This window comes from Agrobacterium sp. ICMP 6402 (genome assembly GCF_009498615.1).
Taxonomy (GTDB): domain Bacteria; phylum Pseudomonadota; class Alphaproteobacteria; order Rhizobiales; family Rhizobiaceae; genus Agrobacterium; species Agrobacterium burrii.
In genome coordinates, this window is the sequence record NZ_QSNV01000007.1 from 38070 (window position 1) to 61512 (window position 23443).

General features: G+C 60.7%; 16 protein-coding genes. 12 read left to right on the forward strand and 4 right to left on the reverse strand.

Annotation, left to right across the window (positions count from 1 at the left end):
- Positions 1 to 29: 29 nt before the first annotated feature.
- Positions 30 to 2096 carry a TonB-dependent receptor gene (locus DXT96_RS18180; RefSeq protein WP_153515833.1) on the reverse strand — a complete coding sequence of 689 codons (2067 nt, stop codon included), beginning with the start codon at positions 2094 to 2096 and terminating at the stop codon, positions 30 to 32.
- 300 nt (positions 2097 to 2396) lie between these two features.
- Here DXT96_RS18180 and DXT96_RS18185 point away from each other — a divergent pair, with 300 nt between their 5' ends.
- Positions 2397 to 3173, forward strand: coding sequence for an IclR family transcriptional regulator (locus DXT96_RS18185; protein ID WP_153515990.1), 777 nt, complete (start codon positions 2397 to 2399; stop codon positions 3171 to 3173).
- A 1-nt stretch (position 3174) separates the two neighbouring features.
- On the opposite strand, the gene DXT96_RS18190 is transcribed toward DXT96_RS18185, so the two are convergent.
- Positions 3175 to 4476, reverse strand: a complete 1302-nt coding sequence (locus DXT96_RS18190; protein WP_153515834.1) for an NtaA/DmoA family FMN-dependent monooxygenase — start codon at positions 4474 to 4476, stop codon at positions 3175 to 3177.
- A 214-nt stretch (positions 4477 to 4690) separates the two neighbouring features.
- Between DXT96_RS18190 and DXT96_RS18195 the strand changes: the two genes are divergently transcribed.
- From DXT96_RS18195 to DXT96_RS18225, 7 genes are all read left to right on the forward strand, one after another.
- The gene (locus DXT96_RS18195; protein ID WP_153515835.1) at positions 4691 to 5491 is read left to right on the forward strand and encodes an ABC transporter ATP-binding protein; all 801 of its coding nucleotides are present in this window, start codon (positions 4691 to 4693) and stop codon (positions 5489 to 5491) included.
- A complete protein-coding gene (locus tag DXT96_RS18200; RefSeq protein WP_153515836.1) occupies positions 5488 to 6501 on the forward strand; it encodes an iron ABC transporter permease in 1014 nt (337 codons plus the stop codon). Before DXT96_RS18195 ends, DXT96_RS18200 begins: the two co-directional genes overlap by 4 nt.
- On the forward strand, positions 6498 to 7562 hold the full coding sequence (locus DXT96_RS18205; protein ID WP_153515837.1) for an iron ABC transporter permease: 1065 nt from the start codon (positions 6498 to 6500) through the stop codon (positions 7560 to 7562). Before DXT96_RS18200 ends, DXT96_RS18205 begins: the two co-directional genes overlap by 4 nt.
- 23 nt (positions 7563 to 7585) lie before the next feature.
- Positions 7586 to 8539, forward strand: a complete 954-nt coding sequence (locus tag DXT96_RS18210; protein ID WP_153515838.1) for an ABC transporter substrate-binding protein — start codon at positions 7586 to 7588, stop codon at positions 8537 to 8539.
- A 235-nt stretch (positions 8540 to 8774) separates the two neighbouring features.
- The gene (locus DXT96_RS18215) at positions 8775 to 9614 is read left to right on the forward strand and encodes a siderophore-interacting protein (protein WP_153515839.1); all 840 of its coding nucleotides are present in this window, start codon (positions 8775 to 8777) and stop codon (positions 9612 to 9614) included.
- Positions 9607 to 9885, forward strand: a complete 279-nt coding sequence (locus DXT96_RS18220; protein WP_153515840.1) for a phosphopantetheine-binding protein — start codon at positions 9607 to 9609, stop codon at positions 9883 to 9885. The genes DXT96_RS18215 and DXT96_RS18220 overlap by 8 nt, the downstream gene beginning before the upstream one ends.
- 75 nt (positions 9886 to 9960) lie before the next feature.
- Positions 9961 to 12786 carry a condensation domain-containing protein gene (locus DXT96_RS18225; RefSeq protein ID WP_153515841.1) on the forward strand — a complete coding sequence of 942 codons (2826 nt, stop codon included), beginning with the start codon at positions 9961 to 9963 and terminating at the stop codon, positions 12784 to 12786.
- A 149-nt stretch (positions 12787 to 12935) separates the two neighbouring features.
- On the opposite strand, the gene DXT96_RS18230 is transcribed toward DXT96_RS18225, so the two are convergent.
- Together DXT96_RS18230 and DXT96_RS18235 are read right to left on the reverse strand one after the other, a co-directional pair.
- Positions 12936 to 14282: a condensation domain-containing protein gene (locus tag DXT96_RS18230; protein ID WP_153515842.1), complete on the reverse strand. Its 1347-nt coding sequence runs from the start codon at positions 14280 to 14282 to the stop codon at positions 12936 to 12938.
- Between the two features lie 53 nt (positions 14283 to 14335).
- On the reverse strand, positions 14336 to 18793 hold the full coding sequence (locus DXT96_RS18235) for an amino acid adenylation domain-containing protein (RefSeq protein WP_153515843.1): 4458 nt from the start codon (positions 18791 to 18793) through the stop codon (positions 14336 to 14338).
- A gap of 81 nt (positions 18794 to 18874) precedes the next feature.
- On the opposite strand from DXT96_RS18235, the gene DXT96_RS18240 reads away from it, so the two are divergent.
- The 4 genes from DXT96_RS18240 to dhbA all read left to right on the forward strand — a co-directional run bounded on the left by DXT96_RS18240 (position 18875) and on the right by dhbA (position 23434).
- The gene (locus DXT96_RS18240) at positions 18875 to 20050 is read left to right on the forward strand and encodes an isochorismate synthase MenF (RefSeq protein ID WP_153515844.1); all 1176 of its coding nucleotides are present in this window, start codon (positions 18875 to 18877) and stop codon (positions 20048 to 20050) included.
- A 29-nt stretch (positions 20051 to 20079) separates the two neighbouring features.
- Entirely contained in the window at positions 20080 to 21705 is a 1626-nt protein-coding gene (locus DXT96_RS18245; RefSeq protein WP_153515845.1) for a (2,3-dihydroxybenzoyl)adenylate synthase, read from the forward strand.
- A gap of 90 nt (positions 21706 to 21795) precedes the next feature.
- Positions 21796 to 22665 (forward strand): isochorismatase, encoded by an 870-nt coding sequence (locus DXT96_RS18250; protein WP_153515846.1) that lies wholly within the window; start codon positions 21796 to 21798, stop codon positions 22663 to 22665.
- Between the two features lie 13 nt (positions 22666 to 22678).
- The gene (gene dhbA / locus DXT96_RS18255; protein WP_153515847.1) at positions 22679 to 23434 is read left to right on the forward strand and encodes a 2,3-dihydro-2,3-dihydroxybenzoate dehydrogenase; all 756 of its coding nucleotides are present in this window, start codon (positions 22679 to 22681) and stop codon (positions 23432 to 23434) included.
- Positions 23435 to 23443 lie beyond the last annotated feature (9 nt).

Consider the following 23443-nt stretch of genomic DNA (forward strand, 5'->3'; position numbering starts at 1 on the left):
CTTTTTGTCTTTCTGGTTCGCCCGGTGGCTCAGAAGGTGCCGCGAACACCGATGCCGAACATGCGCGGTTCGGTCATGCTGGCCTCGATGCCGCCAATACCGCGATTTTCCTTCATCAGTGTCGGCGCACGCTCGTCGAAGACGTTCTTGACGTAAGCGTAGAATTCAAGCTCCTCCTGGAACTTGTAGCTCGCCCGCACATCCGCGATCGTATAGGGCTCGATCGCATAGACGGCCTTGTTATCCGTGTCGGAATAATAACCGTCGAGATGGCGTACCTGCCCCGAGACGGTGAACTTGTCCGTCACGTCCCAGCTCGCGCCGATGGTGAAGCTGTAACCGGGTGACTTGGCGAATTCCTTGCCGAGATAGGCGGAATTGCTGGAAATCTCGTCGATTTTCGTCTTCAGCAAACCGGCGCTGGCTTTGAGCGTCAGATTGTCGAGAACCTGATAATCCGCGCCGATTTCCAGGCCGTAGGCATGGGCCTCTTCAGCATTGACGGTGTAGGATTCGCTGATGCCGGTGGACACGACGATCGGCATGTTGAACTGCGCATCCTTCATGTCCATGTAGAACAGGTTGCCGTTGATCGTCAGCGTATCATCCAGCAGGCTGGCGCGGGTGAAGAGCTCATAGTTCCAGATGGTTTCCTTGTCGAAGGTCCGCCATTTGCTGGTCGTCAGGTCAAATGCAACACCGCCGGGATTATAACCACGGCTGATCAAACCGCCCACAGTCCAGTCATCATTCACGGCATAAGCGAGCGAGGCCTTCGGCAGAATTTCAGAGAAAGTCTCGTCATAGTTGACCGAACTTCTGCTTGTGGCGCTCAGCGTTCTGTAACCGCTGCGCTGAATCTGGTCCTGCTGGTAGCGCAGACCACCCGTCAGGGTCCATTGATCGGTCAGGCGATAGCTCAGTTCGCTGAAGAGACCGAGATTGTCCTTGGTGTCGTTGAAGCGCGATGTTCCGCGCAGATAAAGCACTTCATCGGCTTTCGTATGCGCGTAGAAGATACCCGCTACGCCGCTCAACACATCCTCCTGATCACCGAAGGTCACACGGGTTTCGTGGGAGGTGTTCTTCAGGTCGATATCGGCATCGCCGGTATTGGCAATACCGACCCTGCGCTTGGCGATGGACGAGGAAAACTGCGTCTGGTTGAACAGTTTCACACCATTCTCGAAATCATAGTTGATGTCGAGAATGCCGGTATTGGTATACTGGCTGAAGCTCGGCATCGTGTTGGTGATGTGGTTCAGGTCCTCGAAAGGACGCGACGCCGCTTCCTGGCTAGGCCGGTTGGAGGCGTTATAGGAATAGGTGAGCTTGGTCGAAAGACCGGGGATTTCCGAAGGTTCCCACAGAAGCTTGAAACGACCGTTGAACTCCTTGAAGTTCTGGTCCGTACCGTCATGGGCAAAAGCGGAATTGATATAATCGATGAAGGTGTCACGACCGGAATAGTCGATCGCCATGCGCGCCGCCAGTTCGTCTTCGATCAGCGGACCGGAAAAGGCGAAGGAACCCCGCTTCTGGTGATAATTGCCGATCTCGGCCTGATAGCTCGCTTCCGGCGTAAACGTCGGGTCTTTGGTATTGACGAGGATGGCGCCGGCAATAGCGTTCGCGCCCTGTGAGGTGGTCTGCGGACCGCGGAAGACCTCGATGCTGTCGACATCCCAGATGGAGGTCGCGCCATAGATGAACTCGTTATAACCGAGATAATGACCGTCGACATTGATCGTGGCGCGCGGCACCGTGCCGGTGAAGAAGGCGATTGAACCCGTATTCGGCCCCTGCGTGTCCTGTCCGCGAATGATCGGGGCGCTGACATTGTCGGTGTAAACGACGTTCGGAATATCCTTGATCGCATCCGAAACGGTCGGGTCGCCGGTCTTTTCCTTTTTGATTTTCTCGCTGGATATGACCGAAACGGACGACGCCGTATTCCTCATATCGCGCGCCACTTTTTCACCGGTCACGACGATCGGTTTGAGAACGGTCGTCCCCGCTGTCTCAGCCTGCTGATCCTGACCCAGGACCGGCGTTACAAACAGCGTCGCCAGCGTCAGAACGCTGACTCCGTTCATCAAACGACCGTTAGAGCGAAACCCCATAACACACCCCTAAATAAACATGAGTATTAAAGTCATATTCAAGTAACGGAAGCGTTATCTGTTTCGCAATAGAGAATACGTTCTGCATTGCGGACAATCGGGGTTCCGTAACGGGATGTGCCATATTTACAACAAAATTTATCGACCACCCGTCTGCATCACGATTGGCAAAGCGTCGCAACGGCCTGTTTTCCTGCCAGAAATCAATTCCGGTTCTCGAGCCGATGCGTTAGGCATGTTCAGTCCAAAAATGAGGGAATCTGTTTGAACGCCATGGATGACGATGCCGATGACCTTCCTGAGAACGAGGGCGAGAAGCGTTCGGCGCTCATTCAATCCGTGTCGATCGCGGCGCGTTTTCTCGATCTTCTTGCAAAATCGGAAACGGCACTCGCGCTCGGCGAACTGTCCAAACGCGCTGGCACCGGCCGTTCGACCGCGCACCGTTATATGCAGAGCCTGGTGCGGGAAGGACTGGTGACGCAGGATCCCGCAAGCGGTTGCTACGATCTCGGGCCGGCGGCACTGGGAATAGGCATCAGCGCGCTGAGACGAATCAATCCGGTCGAGACTGCCGGTCGCCAGATGAAAAATCTGGCCTCGCAGATCGGCGCCAGCTGTGGCGTGGCGATCTGGACCGATCGCGGCCCGACCGTGGTTCAATGGCACAGGAGCGCCAGCTTCTCCATCAGTACCGTGGCGCTCGGTGATGTTCTGCCGCTGGACAACAGCGCCTGCGGGCTGGTTTTTCAGGCTTACCTGCCGCCGGATAGAATTGCCGCCGTTCGCAAATTGCAGCCGGCCGCCTTTCGCGGCGCACGCCCCGAGGCGAAGGTTCTCAACACCATCCGCGAAACAGGCGGTGCGGAACTCAACGAACACCTGTTTTCCGCCCTGACGGGCAAGGCGGCCCCGGTTTTCGACGCCCAGCGCGAAATCTGTTGTGTCGTCACCACCGTATCCTTCCTGGCGACCGCCGAGGCCGAAGGACATTTTTCGCGACTGCTCGAAGCGGCGACAAAGGCGACGGGCGAATCCGGCGGATCGTAAACTATTCCGCCAGATGCTCCACGAAGGTGCGGCCGGAATAGCCGGTGCGAAAAAGCCCGGCATCGGCAAGCCTGGGAAGCAACCGCTCCAATACCAGCCGCATCGAAGCGACAGACCCGCCGGGCACCGCGACAAAACCGTCTATCGCACCCGCCTGCGCCCATTCCCGAATGGTTTCAAAAGCATCCTCGACGGTGCCGATGATCTGCCAGTGGCCTGACCCCATCACTTCCGGTCGTTGCAGCAGGTCCCCGACGCTTAACGTTTCCCGCTCGATCAACCGGCGGAGCAGATTGGCATGGGTGCGGCTTCTGGGTGTTTCAGGCGGCGATGGCAAATCCGAGGCGGTGACGATCCGCGTGAGCGGCCAGTCAGAGAGATCTAGGCCTGTCATGTCGCGGATGGAGGCAAAGGCACGGGCACGGTTGGCGCGGGCATGGGTCTCCGCAAAGAGGTCTTGGGCCTCCTTGCCGGTCTCCGCCAGATAGAGGCTGAGGCCCGGCATCAGCTTCACCCCATCCGGCTTTCGGCCATGCCCCTCGGCCCTGCGGCGCAGATCCGCCCTGAGTTCGATGGCGGCCTGCATATCCGGCGTCGAGGCAAAAACCGCATCCGCCACCGACGAAGCGAAATCGCGGCCCTCGGGAGAAGCACCGGCCTGCACCAGCGGAATGCGGCTGGCATGGGCCGGCAGGTTGAGCGGGCCTTTGACGCTGAAGTGCGGCCCTTCATGAGCAACCGGCCGCACCAGCGAGGAATCGGCAAAACGTCCGCTTTCCCTGTCGAGCTTCAACGCCTCGTTCGGAAAACTTGCCCAGAGCTGCCGCACCACGTGTGTGAATTCCGCGGCGCGTTCATAGCGCTCCTGCGGCGACGGCATCTCTCTCAGACCGAAATTTTCGTGGCCCTCCAGCGCCGTAACGATGTTCCACCCCGCCCGGCCGTTGCTCAGCCAGTTCAGCGACTGAATCTGGCGGGCAACCACATAGGGCGGCAGAAAGGTCGTCGAAACGGTGGATAACAGACCGACGCGATTGGTCTCCCGGGCGATTGCGGCGAGAAGCATTGTCGGGTCCATGCTGGCAAATCCGCCGCCGGTTTCCAGCCCCTCGGTGCGCAGAAAAAGCGTATCGGGCCGGAACACGAAATCCACATGCGCCGCCTCGGCGCGCTGGGCAAGATCGACGAAATAATCGCTGGAAAACACCCCATCTATATCGCTGTCCGCGCGCCGCCACGCCTCGCCGCTGAGCCAGGTTGGGGCCAGCGACATACCGACATGGAGCTTGGCTGCGACTGACATGATGCACCTCGACTGAAATAACCGGGAAGAAATCTGCGGGTTGAATCGGCAAATTTCGATTTGTGGAGAGTTTTACTATAGTTTAGTGTTACTTCAAGATCAGAGCGTCGCGCTTGCCTGAACGAGACCCGTTTTTCGCAAGATCGATATTTAAATTCAAATGCTTATAACGGCTGTGCGGCGTCTCGACGCATGGCCGCATGAATAACAGGAGTTGTATCCGGTGCTTGATGCGACGGACCTTCACGCCAGCTACGGACACGTCCCCGTCTTGAGAGGATTGTCCGCCCGCTTCCAAACCGGCCGGGTGACGGCGCTGGTCGGCCCCAATGGCTGCGGCAAGTCGACGCTGTTAAAAACCATCATGGGTTTCGTACCCTTGTCATCAGGCAAAATAAGACTTGGCGAGCGTTTGATCGGCGAAATCGGACGCCGGGAACTCGCCCGCCGCATCGCCTATCTGCCGCAGGAATGCCATTGCCCTGACTATATGACGCTCGGCGAGTTGGTTGAGCTTGCCGGTTACGCCCGTTACGGGCTTGGCGGCGGTCCATCTGAGCGCGACCGAGCGCTTTTTGCCGAGGCGCTGAAGACCGTCGGGCTGGAAGACAAGGCGAAGGCGCAGGTCAACACGCTATCCGGCGGCCAGCGCCAGCGCGCCTTCATTGCCATGGTGCTGGCGCAGGATACCGACGTGATCCTGATGGACGAGCCGGTCAACCATCTCGACATGAAATATCAATATGCCGTTCTCGGCCTCGTGCGCGAGTTGACCGACAGGCACGGCAAAACCGTGATCGTCGTGCTGCATGACCTCAACCTCGCCTCCACTTTCGCCGACGATGTCATCATGCTGAAAGCCGGACGGGTTCTGGCGTCAGGGCCGGTTGAAAAAACGGTCACCCCTGAAAATGTCGCCGAGGTCTTCGATCTCGAAGCCGATATCTTCTCCCGTCAGGGGCGGCTCATCTGCGTGCCCCGGCTGGACCGGCAGGAACAGGCCATTTCAGCATGACCTCGAAAGTAATGCTGATTTTTGCCGCCGCGCTGCTGCTGGCCGCCATTCTCACTATTAATCTGCTCGTCATGACCGGCGATATGCCGCTTGCCGAAATCGCGGCGACGCTCTGGCGTGGTGAGGCCGACACCTATGAACAGTCGGTGCTTCTCTATCAGCAAATCCCGCGCTTACTGATTGCGATTTATGTGGGCGCCACCACCGCCGTCAGTGGCTGCGTGCTACAGGGGCTTGTCCGCAATCCCCTCGCCTCGCCCTCTACTCTGGGCTTGAATGCTGGCGCGACGCTTTTTGTGGTTGCCGGCGCGCTGGTGTTCGATCTTTCTCCCGACGTGCAGGGATTAGCGGCTCTCGCCGGCGCCGGTCTCGGCTTTGGCGCCTGCTTCTTCGTCGCCCGACTGGCCGGGCGGGCAAACGATCCGCGCGGCCTGTCGCTCATCCTTGCGGGTGCTCTGGTTTCGATGCTGCTGATCGGCGTGACCAATGCCCTGCTGTTATCAAATCCGACACGGCGCAGCGAATTTCTGAGCTGGGTGGGCGGCAATATCAACCACGTCTATGCCGCACGGCTCACCGATTTCTGGTGGATCGGAGCCATTGCGCTGGCAATATTGTTGTCGGTCGCCCGGCCGCTGACGCTCGTTCTGCTGGGCGCGGAAAAAGCCGCCTCCGCCGGTGTGAACGTGACTCGTATTTCCCGGCTCGCGCTCTTCGCCACCATGCTGGCGTCGGGCTCAGCGGTGGCGATCTGCGGCCCAATCGGTTTCGTCGGCCTTATCGTGCCGCATATGATCCGGCCGCTGGTGGGGGTGAACTTCACGCTCGCTCTGCCAGCTTCCGCCCTTGTCGGCGCGGCTCTCTGCGTGCTGGCCGATCTTGGTGCGCAGACCCTGTTTGCGCCTTATGTGGTCAATACCGGGCTGTTCATGGATCTGCTCGGCGGCCTCGTCTTCATTGTCATCGTCAAGCGCTTCTATCTTTCGCCTTCGCAAAGGGGGCTGTCATGAAACGCCATTTCGCCACCGACGGCAAAGCGGTGCTCAGACTGCCCAGCGGCCTGCAAATCGGCATCGGCAATCTGAAAGCCGGCCTCGCGTTGATGGGGCTGGCGCTTGTGCTCGCCGCCATATCCGTTAGCCTCGGCAATACCGAAACGGGTCTATTCGATCTTTTGCGCGGCCTTGCCGGCGGGCATCTGGGCGACGATCAGGCCTATGCACTATGGACGGTGCGGCTGCCGCGCATTCTGCTCGGTTTCATGGCCGGCTGGAGCGTGGCATTGGCAGGGGCCATGCTGCAATCCGTCGCCCGCAATCCGCTCGCCGATCCCGGCCTGTTTGGTCTGAGCCAGGGGTCGATGACCACCATCATGCTGCTTCTGGTGCTGATACCGGCAGCGCCGAAAACCATGGTAGCGCTGGCGGCCGTCGGCGGCGGTCTGGCAGTGGCCTTCCTCCTGATCACCCTCGTTGGACGTGAACGATCGAGCGGTCTGGCCATCCTGCTGATGGGCATCGCAATCGAATCCGCCCTCTCGTCCGTTTCCTCGGTGCTTCTGCTTTACACGCCGGCGGAAACTTCGCTTTCACTGGCCGACTGGATGGCGGGTTCGCTGTTTCAGGCAAGCTGGTCCACCAATCTCGTTTTTGCTCCCCTCTTTGCCGCAAGTCTCGCCGGCATCTTTTTGCTCGGTCGGGCACTTGCGGTCTTCGATCTCGGCAACGAGATGGCCATGGCGCTCGGCGAAACCGTCAGGCATTCACGCCCGCTCGTCATCGTGTTCGCGGTTATCCTCAGTGCCTCATCTGTCACGGCGGTCGGCCCGCTCACATTCCTCGGCGTCATAGCCCCACATCTCGCCACTTTCGTTTCGCCCGCCGTCGGCCGCGCCAGGCTTTTCCTGTCGGGGCTCACCGGCGGCATCTTGGTGGTAACCGCGGATACGCTGTCGCGCGGGCTGGTGGCTGATACGCCGATGCCGATCGGCCTTGCGCTGACGCTGATCGGCGTGCCGCTTTTCATCCTCACGCTGCGCCTGCAGGCGTTGCGCAGAACCAACAGCCATTAAATGAACTGAATAAAGGGAATGCCATGCGAATTGCCATCCTACTCGCCGCCTTTCTGGCCGCTGGAACGAGCCTTGCCGCCGAGCGCAGCGTGACCGATGCCGCCGGCCGCACCGTCACCGTTCCGGAAAAGCCGCAGCGCATCGTCGTCATGCACGAACCGCTCCTGGGTGTGCCGCTGATGGATCTCGGCGCCAATGTGGTCGGTGCCTATGGTCGCAATAGCGACGGCAAATTCGCCACCGCCGTCGATTTTATCGATACCGTTCTTGGCGAAGGCCGTACGAAACCCAAAGGTTTTGGCGCAGTCGGCCAGATTGATCTCGAAAAGCTGCGGGCGTTGCAACCGGACCTGATCGTGGCAACGGAAATGGATGGCGGCAAGGCCGAGCAGCTTTCCACCATAGCCCCCGTCTATCTGCAAAAGGTCAGCACCGGCCATGCCTATGGTTTCAACGTGGAAGAAAATCTTGCCGGTCTCGTGGGGCGGAGCGACGCTTTCGCCGAACGCCGGAAGGCCTATGACACCGAACTTGCCGCCATCAAAAAGACGCTGGGCGATGATGTCAAAGGCAAGACCTATCTGGCGATCCTGCTGACCGACCAGATCAATGCTGTCGGCGACATGTCCGGCGCAGTGCAGGCACTGGAGGATCTGGGTTATGCCCGATTGAAAATCGACAACGCCGCCTCTTCCGGCGGGCTTGGCTCCACCCTTACCATGCCGCTGAGCGCCGAGGCTTTCGGCAAACTCAATCCTGATCTGCTGGTGGTGATGAACAGCTATAACAGCCCTGCCCGCGGCGAGGATGGAACGCGCGCGGCACTGGAAAAGATCATTCCCGGCTGGGAACGTTTCGTGAAACCGGCCCGCGAAGGCAGGATCGTGTTCCTCGATTCCACCAGGGTCACGACGCCTTCCATTCCCAGCGCCCTGCACACGCTGGACGCGGTGGAAGGCTGGGCGGGCCGTCCCTGATTTTCTCGAAAACGGCGCGTACCGGCGCGTATTTCATGCGTCGGTCATAAACTTGAGTTTTTGTGTAAAGTTATATTGCGACGGTCGGAAGCGCCTGTTATGGTTTGCACATCTTGACGCAACGATGCCGGATTATCGCACCGGATGACACTTCCGACTAGCGATCATCCCGCACGCCGATCCGGGACAGCGAGACTGCCGAACCCGTCGGCAACATCCCACGAAAGACAACAGCATGAGCATAACCGACAGCATTGAAACCGCCGTTCCGGACCGTACTCCGAAACGTCATCGCCACGCCGTCAAGCTGCGCTGCCTTGATGTTGCGCGGGTGGAACAGCTCAGCCGGTCCATGGTGCGCATCGTCCTCACCGGAGCGGAACTGGAGGGCTTTGCGAGCCTCGGTTTTGACGACCACGTCAAGATGTTCTTCCCGCTTCCCGGCGAAACCGAGCCGAACCTGCCGGTGATCGGCCCGAACGGCCTTGAATTCCCGGAAGGCGCGCCGCGCCCGCTGGCGCGCGATTATACACCGCGCAGCTTCGATGCTGAGAAAGGCGAACTCGCCATCGATTTCGCCACCCATCATGACGGCCCCGCCAGCAACTGGGCGAAAGCCGCCAAAATGGGCGACCGGGCGTGGATCGCCGGTCCACGCGGCTCTTTCACCGTTCCCTTCACCTATGACTGGCATTTGCTGATCGCCGACGATACCGGCCTTCCGGCGCTGGCGCGGCGGCTCGAAGAAATGCCGGAAAGCACACGGGCCGTGGCGCTGATCGAGGTTGAAACGGATGCGGATCGTCTGGACATCGCCACAAAGGCTGACGCTTCGATCGTCTGGGTGACGCAAAACACCGCAGGCGGAACCGATCACGACGCATTGACGGGCGCGCTGCGCAAGCTTGAGCTGCCGAAAGGCGATTTCTCCAGCTGGGTCGCCTGCGAATCGAAGACCGCAAAGGAGGTACGCACCCTCCTGATCGAAGAATTCGGCGCAAACCCCAAATGGACGCGCGCCTCCGGTTACTGGCGGCGGGGCGCCAGCGGCGTTCACGATCATTTCGATGAATGAACCGGCGGTCGCGGCGGATGCCATGCTGGAGGCGGGAACGATGCTGACGGACCTCAAGGCCCTTCTTGCCGGGGTTCTGGAGGATGAGGTGCGCGATATCGAACCGGGGGACAACCTGTTCGGCCACGGGCTTCATTCGCTTGCCCTCATGCGCCTCATCCCGCCGCTTTCGCAGCTTGCCGGAACGCGTCTCGACTATGACGATCTGGCCCGGCAGCCCACGCTTGCCGCCTGGCAGGCGCTGCTCAAACCGGCGCGCGTGGGAGACTGATCCCCGCCAACAGGATTTTTCGCGCCTGGCGCGATGTCCCTGAACATTTCCCGGAACATGTCCAAGGAGAGGACCATGGCAGCAGACAATACGCGTATGCTCGCACGTCGCATCGAACAAAGCTTCGACAGAGGCGATGCAGCACCGCCGAGCCAATATGAAGAGCGGATCTGGTTCAAGCAGTTTCAGGAGCCCGATCAGGTCTTCCGGCATCTTCTCGCCTACCGCATCGGTGAAGAATGCGACCTGTTGCGCCTGACCGCAGCGCTGAAGACGATTGGCGAAGCCTGGCCTGAGCTTCGCGCACGCTTTACCTTCGGAGAGGATGGCGCCCTTTCAAAAAGCATCGAAGCGCTGTCCGCATCCGATGTGCAATTGCTGCAGGTGCGATCGTCAGCGGAAGCCCTCGCCCTTCTGCACGACCTTCAGGCAAGGCCCTTCGACGCCGAAACCGACCCATCCTTCCAGGCGGTGGTGCTGTTGAATGAAGGGGAAATCCTGCTGGCCTTTCTGGTCCATGGTCTGCTCGGCGAAGTCCTTTCACCAAAGATATTGCTGGATGGCATTTCCGCCGCCTATGCCGGTGAGACACCGAAACCGCTTTCCGCTCGCAAGGTCGAAGATGGCGGTATCAACCCGCTTCCACTCGGCTGGCTGCAGCGCCCGGCCTCCGGCTCAGCCGTCGTGGCGTTGCGGCAAAACAGGCTGGAGAGGCCGGCAAGCCACAGCCACGGCGTCGATCTTCCCACCACCCTGCTCGGCCTCAACAGTTCTACCGCGACGAATGCGCTTCTGGCGCGTGCCGGTGCGCGTTTCGCCCTGTTCCTCGCAGCAGGCGACGGTCCCGAAACCGTGACGCTCCGCCTGCAATCTGATGCCGCTACGCCACCTTCAGCGGAGGCTGCATCACGGATATCGATCTCGCGTCACCAATCGCCCGAACAGGCTGAAAAAGCCGTACTGGCGGGACTGGAACAGCGAAACGGCAATGATGACGAGGCCACCACCTTCACGCTGCATGCGCTGGCGGCACCTGTTCAGCCCGTATCGGAGCATGGCCTCCAGTTCGAACCCCTGCTCCTGCCCTCCCTGCAATCCGGTCTTGGCCTCACCCTTGCCGCCGGCCCGACAGCCGCTGGCGACATCCGTCTCGAACTGACGGGCGGCAAGGAAATGTCGCTGCATGCGACGGCCTTCCTGCTGGAGCGTTTCGTCAGCCATCTCGAAGGCGGCGCGGATTTTTCCGGCATCGTATCTCAAAATGCCTCCTCAGCACCGGAGCAGCCGGCTCGCCTATCCGCCCACTTTGGCGATGACGCCACCGCCGCCACCATCCTTGCCGAATTCCGCGAGGCGCTCGCCTCACCCGATATGGGACCGGACGATGATTTCTTCGATTTCGGCGGTCATTCGTTGATCGCCACCCGCATCATCGGACGTCTGCTCAGCAATCACGGCATAGAGCTGCGTTTCAACGACCTGTTCAGCTATCCAACCGCCGCCGCGCTCGCCAGACAGGCGACCCGCCTCGAAACTGCTGCGCCCGCACATGCGGAAGCGACGGAATCCGGCTCACTGACCGCGCCGCTTTCGCTGGCGCAGATGTCTCTCTGGAAGGCCTATGCCGCCTTTGGTTTCGGCGAGATATTCAACATCCCCTTCGCGCTCGATTTTCTCGATCCCGTCGATGAAAACGCTTTCGAATGCGCCTTCCTGGACATCATCGAGCGCCACCCCGGCCTGCGCACCCATTTCTACGTCGAAAACGACACGGTGCTGCAGAAGATCGTGCCGATGCATGACCTGCCCGGCTATAAATGGTTCTGGACCAGCGAAGAAAGCCAAGGCGTGGACCGGCATTCGGAAGCCGGCTGGCGGTTCGATCTTGCGCATGAATTGCCGATACGGCTGCGCTTCCTGCGGGATGCACAGACCGGCCGGCAGGTACTGTCCTTCCTCTTCCACCACATCGTCCTGGACGAATGGTCGGTGAACCTGATGATGGACGAACTGACCGAGGCCTATAGGGCAAGGGCGGCGGGCAAGGCCCCGGTCTTTGCAACCAACCCTGCCCCCTTCCATGAATTTGCCAGAAAACAGGTCGTATCAGGCGTCAATGCCGGCCACCTTGCCTATTGGACCGATATGTTGCGGGATGCGCCGAAGGGCCTTGCCCTCAACGGAAAGGATCGCGCGCCGCACGAGGCATCGCAGGACGAAGCACCGGCAGGCGGCTGGGTCGAATTCAAGCTTGAGAAGCACGTCAGCGATGGGCTTTACGCCATTGCCAAACAGAACAGCGCCTCGCTGTTCAACGTGGTTTATGCGGCAATCGCCGCATCGCTGCGTCACCTGGGTGGCTTGACCGATCTCGTGGTCGGCACCTCGGCTTCGGGCCGTACAGATAGCGGTTATTTCGACACTATCGGCTATTTCACCACCGTCGTCGCCCATCGCATGCGTTTCGGCGAGAACATGACCGTTGGCGAACTGATTTCCTCGGTGAAGAACACCATCAACGGTTCGCTGGAACACAGCGAAATCCCGATCGATCTCGTTGAGGAAGCGCTGGGCATGACGCCGGGCCGCGACCATCTGTTCGAGGTCTTCATCCAGATTCACGCCAGGAACAAGCTGAATGGCACGCTTGCCAGACCAGATGGCAAACCGGTGGAGTTCCGCCAGATCGATCCCGACAAGCACGAATCCATGCTTGGCCTGCAATTCGAGGTAATGGAAGAAATGATCGGCGGTGAACGCTCCATCCGCGTGCTGATGAGCTACCGCTCCGACCGTTACGGACCCAACGACGTCGAGCGGCTGCGCAACACCACCAGCGGCGTCTTCAGCCGCTTTGCCGAAGCCGGCGCTTCGAGCAAGGTGCTGACAACGCTCGCCTGAAACGCACAAAGGCAAATGGAAAACCCGGCTTCGCGTTGCGAGGCCGGGTTATTTTTTTGCTTATGACTGCCGATGAGAATGTATCGGCACAGCTGGGCATCCACGCGCCGACACACCGGATCAAATCCGGCAGGGCGGAGATCAGTCGCTCAAACCGCCAGACGGACGCTCGAAGACGCCTCTTCCGCCGCAAGCGTCAACGTTTCCCCCTGCAACATCGCATCGAGGAACAATGGCAATTCCTCGCGATAACGGGCGAAATCCTCCGCTTGCGTCAGTGCGGAATCCGCATCGATATGCAGGTTCAGGTCGCTGCCGTCATCTTCGCCACGGAAGGTGAGGTTGAATCCATCGCCGGGACCATTGGCGAGAATGTGCCGCGAGACGTCGAGCCCGGCAAAGACCGGCGCGCTGAAGGGCAGGACATTGATGAGCGGCGAGAAGAAAAAGCGCCGGCCCTTCGATATTTCCCGGTCGGCGGCAATCTGCTCGATGCGGTAACGGCCATGCAGGCGCTGGCGGCGCAGATTAGCGGCATTGCGCGCCAGAAATGCGCCGACGCTTTCCTGCGGCTCGATCGTGAGGTGGAAGGGCAGGATATTGACGAGCATCGCCGGCATATGCGCACCGACACTGCCCCAGCGGTTCATGAAAGGCAGCCACAAGGTCAGCACATCACGGTCCGGACGTGGCAAAACCCGGTGAAGATAAAGACCGGACAGCAGTACCAGAAGATCAGGCCAGCCGATTTCCAGACGGCCCGCTATCTGCTGTAACCGCGTGCTGAAACCCGGCGGCAAGGCCGCATCGGCGTGCAGGCCGCCGCCGCCGTAATCCTCGCAATCCTTGTCGAGCACGGGCAGATCGGCGGATGCGACGAGATAGTCCGTCCAGAAATCGCGGTCCTTCTCGAAACGCCGGCTCTGCCTGTAGGCATCCTCTTCGGCAAGGAAACTGGCGAAGGGGTGGAAATCCGGTCCCGCTTCGCCCTTGCCGCAATAATGCCCGTAAAGCTGGCCGCAGCGCTGCTCTACCAGCGTCAACCCATAGCCATCCACGACGATGTGATGGGCGCGGATGTACCAGAGATAACGATCATCGGCGATACGGTAGAGCAGCTGCGCGGAAAGCCTGTCGGTTCTGAGATCCAGCCTCGCCTCCACATCGGCGTTCATGCGCCGCAGCGCCTCTTCAAAGGGCGTCGGGTCCGTGCGGAGATCGACAAGCGCCACCACCGGGGCATGGCCGGCATCGCAGCATTGCTGCGGTATCTCGCCATCCTCACCGGTACGAAAACGGATCGACAGAACCTGAGACTCGCGCACCGTGCGGGTGATCGCCTGAAGGAGCGCGCTTTCGTTCACCGCACCGGAAAGATCGATGTAGTGGGCGACGGTGGAAACCGGCTCTTCAGGATGGAAGGAAAACTCCTCCCAGAAATCGAGTTGCGGCTGGGTCAGTGGAAGCCAGCCGCCGGCAGGATCGATATGCGCCATCTGTTTTTCCTTGAACTATTCCTGTTGTGGGACACCGCCCGAAATGGTTGGGATCACGCCGCCTTCGCAGCCAGAAGCGAAGTCACCTGCCTGGCGTTGCGGCACCGCAGAAGCTGCTGCGGCGTCAGTTCAACGCCGAAGGCGGTGCGGATTTCTGCCGAAACGGCCTTCAGATGCGATGGCAGGAGGCCAAGCGCGAGCAGGTCGCTGCCTGCATCCACCATCGCCGATTTTTTGCCCAGCACGCCGAGATAGATATCCAGCACCCGGCGGTCGCCCTGATCGACAGCGGCAGCCGCAGGTGCGGAGATTTTTACCGGTTCCGCGCCAACGACCGCAGCCATCAGCAACTCCCGCGCCCGGCGGCGATCCGGCTTGCCATTAGCTGAAAGCGGCAGGTCATCAACCTTGAGGAACCGGCCAGGCACATGCGATTCCGGCAGATGGCTGCGGGCGAAATTGCGCAGATCAGCGCTGGAGAGTTCAAGGCCGGGCGCAGTGACATAAAGCACGCCAATAGCCGCCTCGCCCTTTTGCTCGACGCCATAATCCACCACCAGCACCCGATGGATGGCGGGATGGCGGATGAGTTCGTTTTCCACATCCGGCAGCGAGACGCGCACGCCGCGCACCTTGACGTAGCCATTGACCCGGCTTGCAAACATGATCTTGCCATCCGGCCGGTAGCGCCCCCGGTCGCCGGTACGGAAGGTGCGCACCGGCTTGCCTTCGGGATCAGCCACCGTGACGAAATCCGTCTGGGTGATGGCGCCGTCCTCCAGATAACCGATCGCCACATTCACGCCGACCGTATGGATGCGGCCAACGACACCGGCCGGGCAATGCTGGCCCTGATCGTTGAGGATGAAATAACGATTGGCCGGCAGGGGATGGCCATAGGGGATGGCCGCAACATCCTCCGCAACGATCTCGTGCCAGATGCTCCAGATCGTCGTTTCAGTCGGGCCGCCGAGCGATATCAGCCGCAGATCGGGCTTCAGCCGGCGCAACTCTTCGATGATGACAGGCTTGATGTAATCGCCGCCCTGCGCCACGAGCCGGAGTGAAGCAAGCTGGTCGCCACGGCGGCAGGACAGCAGCATTTCAAGGATGGCAGGCACCGAGCACCAGAGTGTCACGCCATGTTCGGCCACCAGTTCGTTCCAGCGCACCGCATCCTTTTCCTCGCCGGGTTCCGGCAGCACCAGCGTCGCGCCTGCGACCAGCGCGCCGAAAACATCGAAGACCGACATATCGTGGTGCAGCGGCGTGACCGAAATGAACACGTCCTTTTCCGTCACCGCCCATTCAGCAAGCGTGCTGTCGATGACATTGGCGGTGGCACTGTTGGAAAGCACAACGCATTTCGGCTTGCCGGTGGTGCCTGACGTGTAAAGATAATAGGCTGGCTCCTCGCTGCGGGACAGCGCCCCCAGTTCCGCCAGGCCAACAGGCGTTCCGGCCGGTGCGGGCGTGGCGAGAAGCACCTCCGGATCGACGGCCTCGAAGCCCCGCGGAACGTTGCGGGCGACGATGATGGCCGGGCGGCAATTGGTCAGCAGATAGCGCAGACGGTCTTCCGGTGAGCCGGCATCGACCGGTACCCAGATAGCCCCCATAAGTGCTGCGGCAAGTGTGATAGCCGTATGTTCAGGACTGCGCGACAGGCACACCGCCACGACATCTCCCCGACCGATACCACGGGCTTTGAAGCCCGCCATCGCCCCGGCCACCATCTCACCGAGTTCGCCATAGGAGATGCGCCTTTTGCCGCTGACGAGCGCGGTGCGCGACGGGTCACCCTCGAAAAGATGCGCGGCGATCCGTTCCAGAAATGGCGGGCAGACGAAACTCCGCTCGTCGCTATTCAGCCGATAATGGGACAGATCGACAATATCGCGTGCTTTGAAAGAGTAAGCGCCGTTATCCGTGATCGCGGCAATCGTGCGCTCGATGGCAGCGAGAATATTCCCGACCATCGTGGCATCGATCGCCTCTTCCGCATAGTCGATATCGAGGACGAGATCACCCTGCGGATTTTGCGAAAAGCGGAAATCCAGCGCCACCTGCGGCGTCTGCGTGAGACCGTTCGTCCAGCGCATGGCCGATTCGGGCGACAGCGTCGGCCAAGTTAGGCCATTGGTGATGACAACAGGCAAAGCGAGCCCGCCCGCATTGGCGTTGAGAAGCACGCGATTAAGATCGATACCGGAAAAAGCGAGGTGGTTCAGCCCTTCCAGCACATCCGTCTGCAGCCCCGCGGCCCGCTCGGCAAACTCGCCCTTGGCTCCATCCCATTTGACCGCGATGAAGCTTGAGCGATTGGCAAAAGCCCCTTCCACCTGCGGCGCAACGGGAATGCCGACAACAAGCGCCCCCTCGTTCAGCCAGAGCGACAGCACATCGAGGATCACCGCCATCAGCGCCGAATTCTTGAACAGCCGCTCTTTTGCGCCGATGCGTGAAAAGGCGGCGAAGCGCTGCTTTTCCACCGTCAGGCTTTGGCGGCTGTAGCGCGAAACGGAAATGGTCTCGAGCGCGGCCTTCCACGGCAGTTGCGAGGGCACCTCGGCATCCTTCAGCTTGTCAGCCCAATAGGCGGCGTCCTCGGCACGAGCCGCCGCGATATCCGCCTGCGGCGTGGCTACGGCAGCAGCGGTTTCCAAGGGCAGAACGCCGTCGAAAAGTTCCGCCGCCAGGCTGGCGATGGCCCGCCCGTCGAGGATAAGCGCATCAAAACGCAGGAAGGCCACGACACGGTCAGCCGTTGCCTCACGTGCCGGCAGGCGGAAAACCGTCACCTGCCAGGGAGAGGCGGAAAGATCAAAATGGGCATGAGAAAAATCACGGCGCACGGCGTCCATCCGCGCTTCCGCTTCGGTGGGAGACAGGGCGGAAAGATCAACAATATCAAGGTTGATCTTCAGCTCTTCGCTGACGACCTGCAACAGACGCCGCTCGTCGATACGGGTGCGCAGGCTCTCATGTCGCTTCACCATTGCGGCGAGACGCGATTGAAGCAGCGCCGGATCGATGCTGCCGCGATATTCGCGAAACTCCTGCATCGCCACGCCACTGAGCGGCAGATGGGTGCCACGACCAAGAAGATAGGCCTGTTGCAGGGGCGAGAGCGGGCGTTCCATCAGTTTTCCTTTTGTCTCGGCTGTGGCTTTCGACACCTGTGCGCCGAATCGCTCCGCATTCGCGGAGATGAGATCGGGGCTGGCAGCCAGTTGGCGAAGAAGGGCAGTGTAGGTGTCGAACAGGACGCGGAGCCAGCGTTCCGGCAGCGCGTCGAGCCGCACATCCCAGTTGATCAGCAATCCGCCATCCACCGCCGCGACCTGCGCATCCAGCGCGACCCCCGGCCCCTGCGAGACGGTGTGGACCATCTGACCGAACACCCGCCCAACCTTTTCCGAAAACAGCTCTCCTCCCGCCAGATCGACACCGGCGGTAAAGACGATTGGCGAGGTCTGCAAACCGCCGCGCAGACGGGAGAGGTCACGCATGACGCTGACGCCCGGATAGGCTTGATGGGCAAGAAGGTCGTTCATCTCGTTAAACAGCCGCCGGAGCAGCGCTTCGAGGCTTTCATCCGGCCTGATATCGACGCCAAGCACCAGTACATTGGAAAATTCGCCGACGATGCCATCGACCCCTTCCACCAGCGGCGCACGCCAGAAAGCCGGCACGGAGAGCCTGAACTTTTGCGCCTGTGTCGCCTGCGACAGCGCTACGGCGAAAATACCGAGCAACAGGGCCGATGTCGTCACCGAGCAACGCCGCGCCGCCTGTTCCAGACTGCCTCGTTCGGCCGCTGAAAACATGGTGGCAAAGCGATCCGTATGAACGGCGCGCGCGGCGTCCTCGGGCAAAAATGGCAGCGGCGGCGCATCCGGAACATCGCTAAGCCGTTGCCGCCACCACGACCGATCCCTTTCGCGCAAGCCCCTGAGATCCGGATCGGAGGCCAGACGCTCCGCCCAGTCGAAAAAGGATGGCGTCACCTCTCCAGAAAGCGCGGTTTCGTCTTTGCCTTCACCCTCTTCGTAAGACCGGGCGAGGTCCTCCATCACGATCCGCACACTGGCCGGATCAATCGCCAGCATGTCGGTATCCACATGCAACCGGCTGCGTCCCTGCGGCAACAGGCTGAGCGAGACCGCCGCCGGTGAAGCGATGCGCAGATCCGTTTGCCGATGGCTCCAGTCCCGCCGTTTTGCCTCGAGCCGGTGCGCAAGCGCCTCCGAATCGAGGGCGGCCAGGTCCTCGACATCAAGGCGGAGCGGCCTGCCGGCAGGATCGACGGATTGACGCCCTTCAGCATCGATCCTGAGGCTCAGCATGGGGTGACGCCGGCAAAGCTTTTCGACCGCAACAACCAGTTTTTCCACGTCAAACGCCCGCCCCTCGAACTCGAGATAGAGATGGGGCGTAACTTTTCCGAGTATCCCGCCCGCCTCTCGGCCGACCCAATAGGCTACCTGCATCGGGGTTAAATTTAGCATGTGAGTTTGCACCGATTGACAAAACATGATTATCATAATCAAGTATAAGCCATCGTCAACCACTCGAACAGGAGGCATCCCATGAAAACGGGAGCACTCAGGACGAATGACGTCGAATCCGACGAAATTACTGATTTTAATAGAGAATTTTTGTTCACCTCCGGCACGGGACAATTGCGGGCCGAAGGTATTCGCGAAAGGATAACCCTTCCCGCCCGCGGTGGCGAAGACATGGCAAGCCCTGTGCAGCAGGCGATTAAGGGCGCTTTCGAACGGGCGCATCGGGCTGGACAGGACAATCCGATCGCCATCGGCGCAATCCCCTTCGATGTCAGCGAACCATCATGCCTTTACATCCCCAACAACTATGAGTGGAGTCCGCGCGAAGCGGTTCCGATTGCCACTGATTCGGCCATGCCGGCGCTTGTCGGCCAGAACAGCCTGCCGGACGAGGCCGGTTTCAAACATGCCGTCGAGCATGCCATTATCAATTTCCGCCATTCCGAAGTGCGCAAGGCGGTGCTTTCCGTCATGCGTGAACTGACCTTCGCCTCCGAGGTCAATGTGGAAAGATTGCTGGCCAGCCTCGCCAAGCAGAATCGCGAGGGTTACCAGTTTCGTATTCCGCTTCCGGATGGCGGCGACCTGATCGGCGTCAGCCCGGAACTGCTTATCCGCAAGCAGGGTGAGAAGATCATCTCGAACCCCTTGGCCGGATCGGCAAAACGCATGACCGACCCGGTGGCGGACAAGGCCAATGCGGACCGGCTTTCGGCGTCGGAAAAAGACCATTACGAGCATAGTCTGGTGATCGAGGATATCCGCTCGCTGCTTTCGCCATGCTGCGCGGAACTCGACGTTCCGGAAAAACCATCCCTCATCAATACGGCCGCGCTCTGGCATCTTTCCACGCGCATAGAAGGCCGTCTTGCCGATCCCGAAACCAACGCGCTGCAACTGGCGTGCCTGCTGCACCCGACACCGGCCGTTTGCGGTTTCCCGACCGAGCGCGCCCATCGCCTCATCCGTTTCGTCGAACCTTTCGAGCGTGGCCTGTTCACCGGCATGGTCGGCTGGACGGATGCGCAGGGTAACGGCGAATGGGTAGTGACGATCCGCTGCGGCACCGTGCAGCGCCAGACCGTGCGGCTTTTCGCCGGTGCCGGCATCGTGGAGGCCTCGGAACCCGAATCCGAATGGGCAGAAGTGCAGACCAAGCTCAAAACCATGCTGAACGCCTGCGGTCTTTCCGCCTGAGCGCGACCGAATTTTTCCAGGGACAAACCATGACAATCGAATTTGAACGCTGGCCTGACGATCTGGCGCGCCGATACCGCGAGCGCGGCTATTGGATCGACAGGCCATTGAGCCGCATCCTCACCGAACAGGTGCAGCGCCAGCCGGATGCGACGGCGCTGATCTGCGGTGAGCGCCGCTTCACCTATGCCGAACTCGACCGGCAATCCTCCAATCTCGCCGGCCATCTTGCGGCGGCAGGCATCGGCAAGGGCGATACCGCGCTGGTGCAATTGCCTAACATCGCCGAGTTTTATCTCGTCTTTTTCGCATTGATGAAAATCGGCGCGGCACCCGTCAACGCACTCTTCAGCCACCGCCGGCTGGAAATGACCTCCTATGCCGAGCAGATCGCGCCGAAGCTGGTGATCGCCTCGCGCAGCCATGAGCTTTTCGCCAATGACGCGTTTCTGGACGGGCTTAAGGCTACCTCTCCGCAGCTCTCCCTGACCCTGTTGCTGGGCGAAAAGGAGCCGCAGCGCAGCCTTGAACGGATGCTTGCCGCGCCTGCGGATAATCCGCCGGCCTACGCCCCTTCGGCGGCAGACGAGGTTGCGCTGTTCCAACTCTCCGGCGGCAGCACCGGGACGCCGAAACTGATCCCCCGAACGCATAATGACTATGATTACAGCGCCAGGGCCAGTGCGGAGATTTGCGAACTCTCGCCGCAGACCCGTTTTCTTTGCGCCATTCCGGTGGCTCATAATTACCCGATGAGTTCACCCGGCGCGCTCGGCGTCTTTCACGCCGGCGGCACGGTGGTCATGGCGGCCAATCCGGAACCGCTTGCCTGCTTCGATCTCATCGAAAAACACGGCATCGACATGGTGCCGCTGGTACCGCCGGCCGTGGCGTTGTGGTTGCAGGCAGCACCCGCACATCGCCAAAGGCTGAAATCCCTCAGGCTGTTGCAGGTTGGCGGCGCAAGCTTCGCCGAAGCGCTGGCCCGCCAGGTGCCGGAAGTGCTGGGTTGCGCGCTGCAGCAAGTCTTCGGCATGGCGGAAGGTCTGGTGAACTATACCCGCGCCGGTGATCCCGACCATCTCGTCTTCACCACGCAAGGGCGGCCGATCAGCCCGGATGACGAAATCCGCATTGTCGACGAGGATGGCAACGATGTGCCCGAAGGCGAAGCCGGCATGCTGGCAACCCGCGGCCCCTATACGTTCCAGGGTTATTACCGCGCCGCCGAGCACAGTGCCCGGGTCTTCGACAAACAGGGCTTCTATTACTCCGGCGATGTCGTGCAGCGCACGCCCGAAGGTTATCTGCGGGTCGTCGGCCGGGTGAAGGACCAGATCAACCGCGGCGGCGAAAAAGTTGCCTCGGAAGAGGTGGAAAACCTGATCCTGCGGCACCCTGATGTGACGCATGCCGCGCTGGTGGCGATGCAGGACGAACTTCTCGGTGAGAAAAGCTGCGTCTTCGTCGTCTCGCGCAATCCCACGCTGAAAGCGCCGGCCATCCGCCAGCATCTCGCCGCTCTCGGCGTCGCGGATTACAAGCTGCCGGACCGGGTGCGTTTCATCGACGCGATGCCGCTCACCGCCGTCGGCAAGATCGACAAGAAACACCTGCGCGACCTGCTTGCGGCACCCGTCGCCGTCAGTGCCTGACACGCGCTCATATCGAAAGGGACGTTCAACAGGGCGTCCCCAAAACACGAGATTACGCGCCGCCCGGCGCGCCAAACCACCGAGGTCTTCATGACGATCCCTACTATTTCCGATTATCCGATGCCGGTTGCCACGAGCTTTCCGACCAACAAGACAAAATGGCAGCCCGATGCCAAGCGTGCCGTGCTGCTCATTCACGACATGCAGCGTTATTTCCTGCGGTTTTACGAGGCCGACGGCAAGCTGATGACGACCCTCATAGACAATCTCGCGAAGGTGAAGGCCTGGGCGGTTCAGAACGGCGTACCGGTCATCTACACGGCTCAACCGCATGACCAGCCGCCGGGCGACCGGGCGCTGCTGAACGACATGTGGGGACCGGGCCTCACCGTCGTTGACCCGGAACTGCAGAAGGTAGTGGATAAGCTCGCCCCGACACCTGATGACGTGGTGCTGACCAAGTGGCGCTACAGCGCCTTCCAGCGTTCCGATCTTACTGAGCGCATGAAAGGCTGGGGCCGCGACCAGATCATCGTCGGCGGCGTTTACGCCCATATCGGCTGCATGATGACGGCGGTGGAAGCTTTCATGAAGGATATCCAGCCCTTTATGATCGGCGACGGGGTTGCCGATTTTTCGGAAGCCGAACATCGCATGGCGCTGCAATATGTAGCGACACGTTGCGGCGTGGTGATCGACACCGCACGCCTCACCGGCACCGAGCAGGCCACAGACACCCGCGATTGGCTGAAAGCCCGCGTTCTGCAAATGGTGGAGGACGAAAGCGAGATCGACCCGGATGAGAACCTGATCTTCTACGGGCTGGACTCGCTGCAGGTCATGAAGCTTGCCGGCGAGTTGAAGGAACGCGGCGTCACCGTCGGCTTTGATGAGCTTGCGCGTGTGCCCACACTTTCCGCCTGGTGGGCGCTGATCGAAGAAAAGCGGCTTGCAGCCTGAGCGGACGGAAAAAATGACGCAACAGAGATTTACCGGGCGGCGTGTGCTGGTGACAGGCACGGCCCAAGGCATCGGCCGCCGCATCGCCGAACGTTTCATCGAGGAAGGGGCCGAGGTTATCGGCCTCGATCTTCTGGCCGACACAACGGAAGCCTCCTTCCGCCAGATTGTCCTCGATATCACCGACGCTGCGGCGGTGGAGAGAGTATGCAAGGCAATCGAAAGCGAATGGGGCGGTCTTGATATTCTCGTCAATGCCGCAGGCATTTTGCGGCTCGGCGACAGCGAAAGCCTGACGCCGGAAGACTGGAAAGCCTGCATGGATGTCAATGCCGCAGGCCCGTTCTATCTGCTGCGGCAATGGAGCGGTGTCTTTAAACGGCAGCGGCGTGGCGCGATCGTCAATGTCGGCTCCAATGCCGCCGTGGTACCGCGCATCGGCATGCTGGCCTATTGCGCTTCCAAAGCGGCGCTGGTCAGCCTGAGCCATTGCGCCGCCCTTGAGCTTGCACCCTATGGCGTGCGCTGCAACGTGGTCTCACCCGGCTCCACCGATACGCCGATGCTGGCCGGTATGCTGAACGATCCCGACGGCAAGGAGCGGCTGGTTGCCGGCTTGCCGAAGCAGTTCAAGCTTGGCATTCCACTCGGCAAGATCGCAAGGCCGGACGATATTGCCGATACGGTGCTGTTTCTCGCCTCCGATCAGGCTGGCCACGTGACGATGCAGCAGATCGTGGTCGACGGCGGCGCAACGCTCGCCGCCTGACCTCGGCCG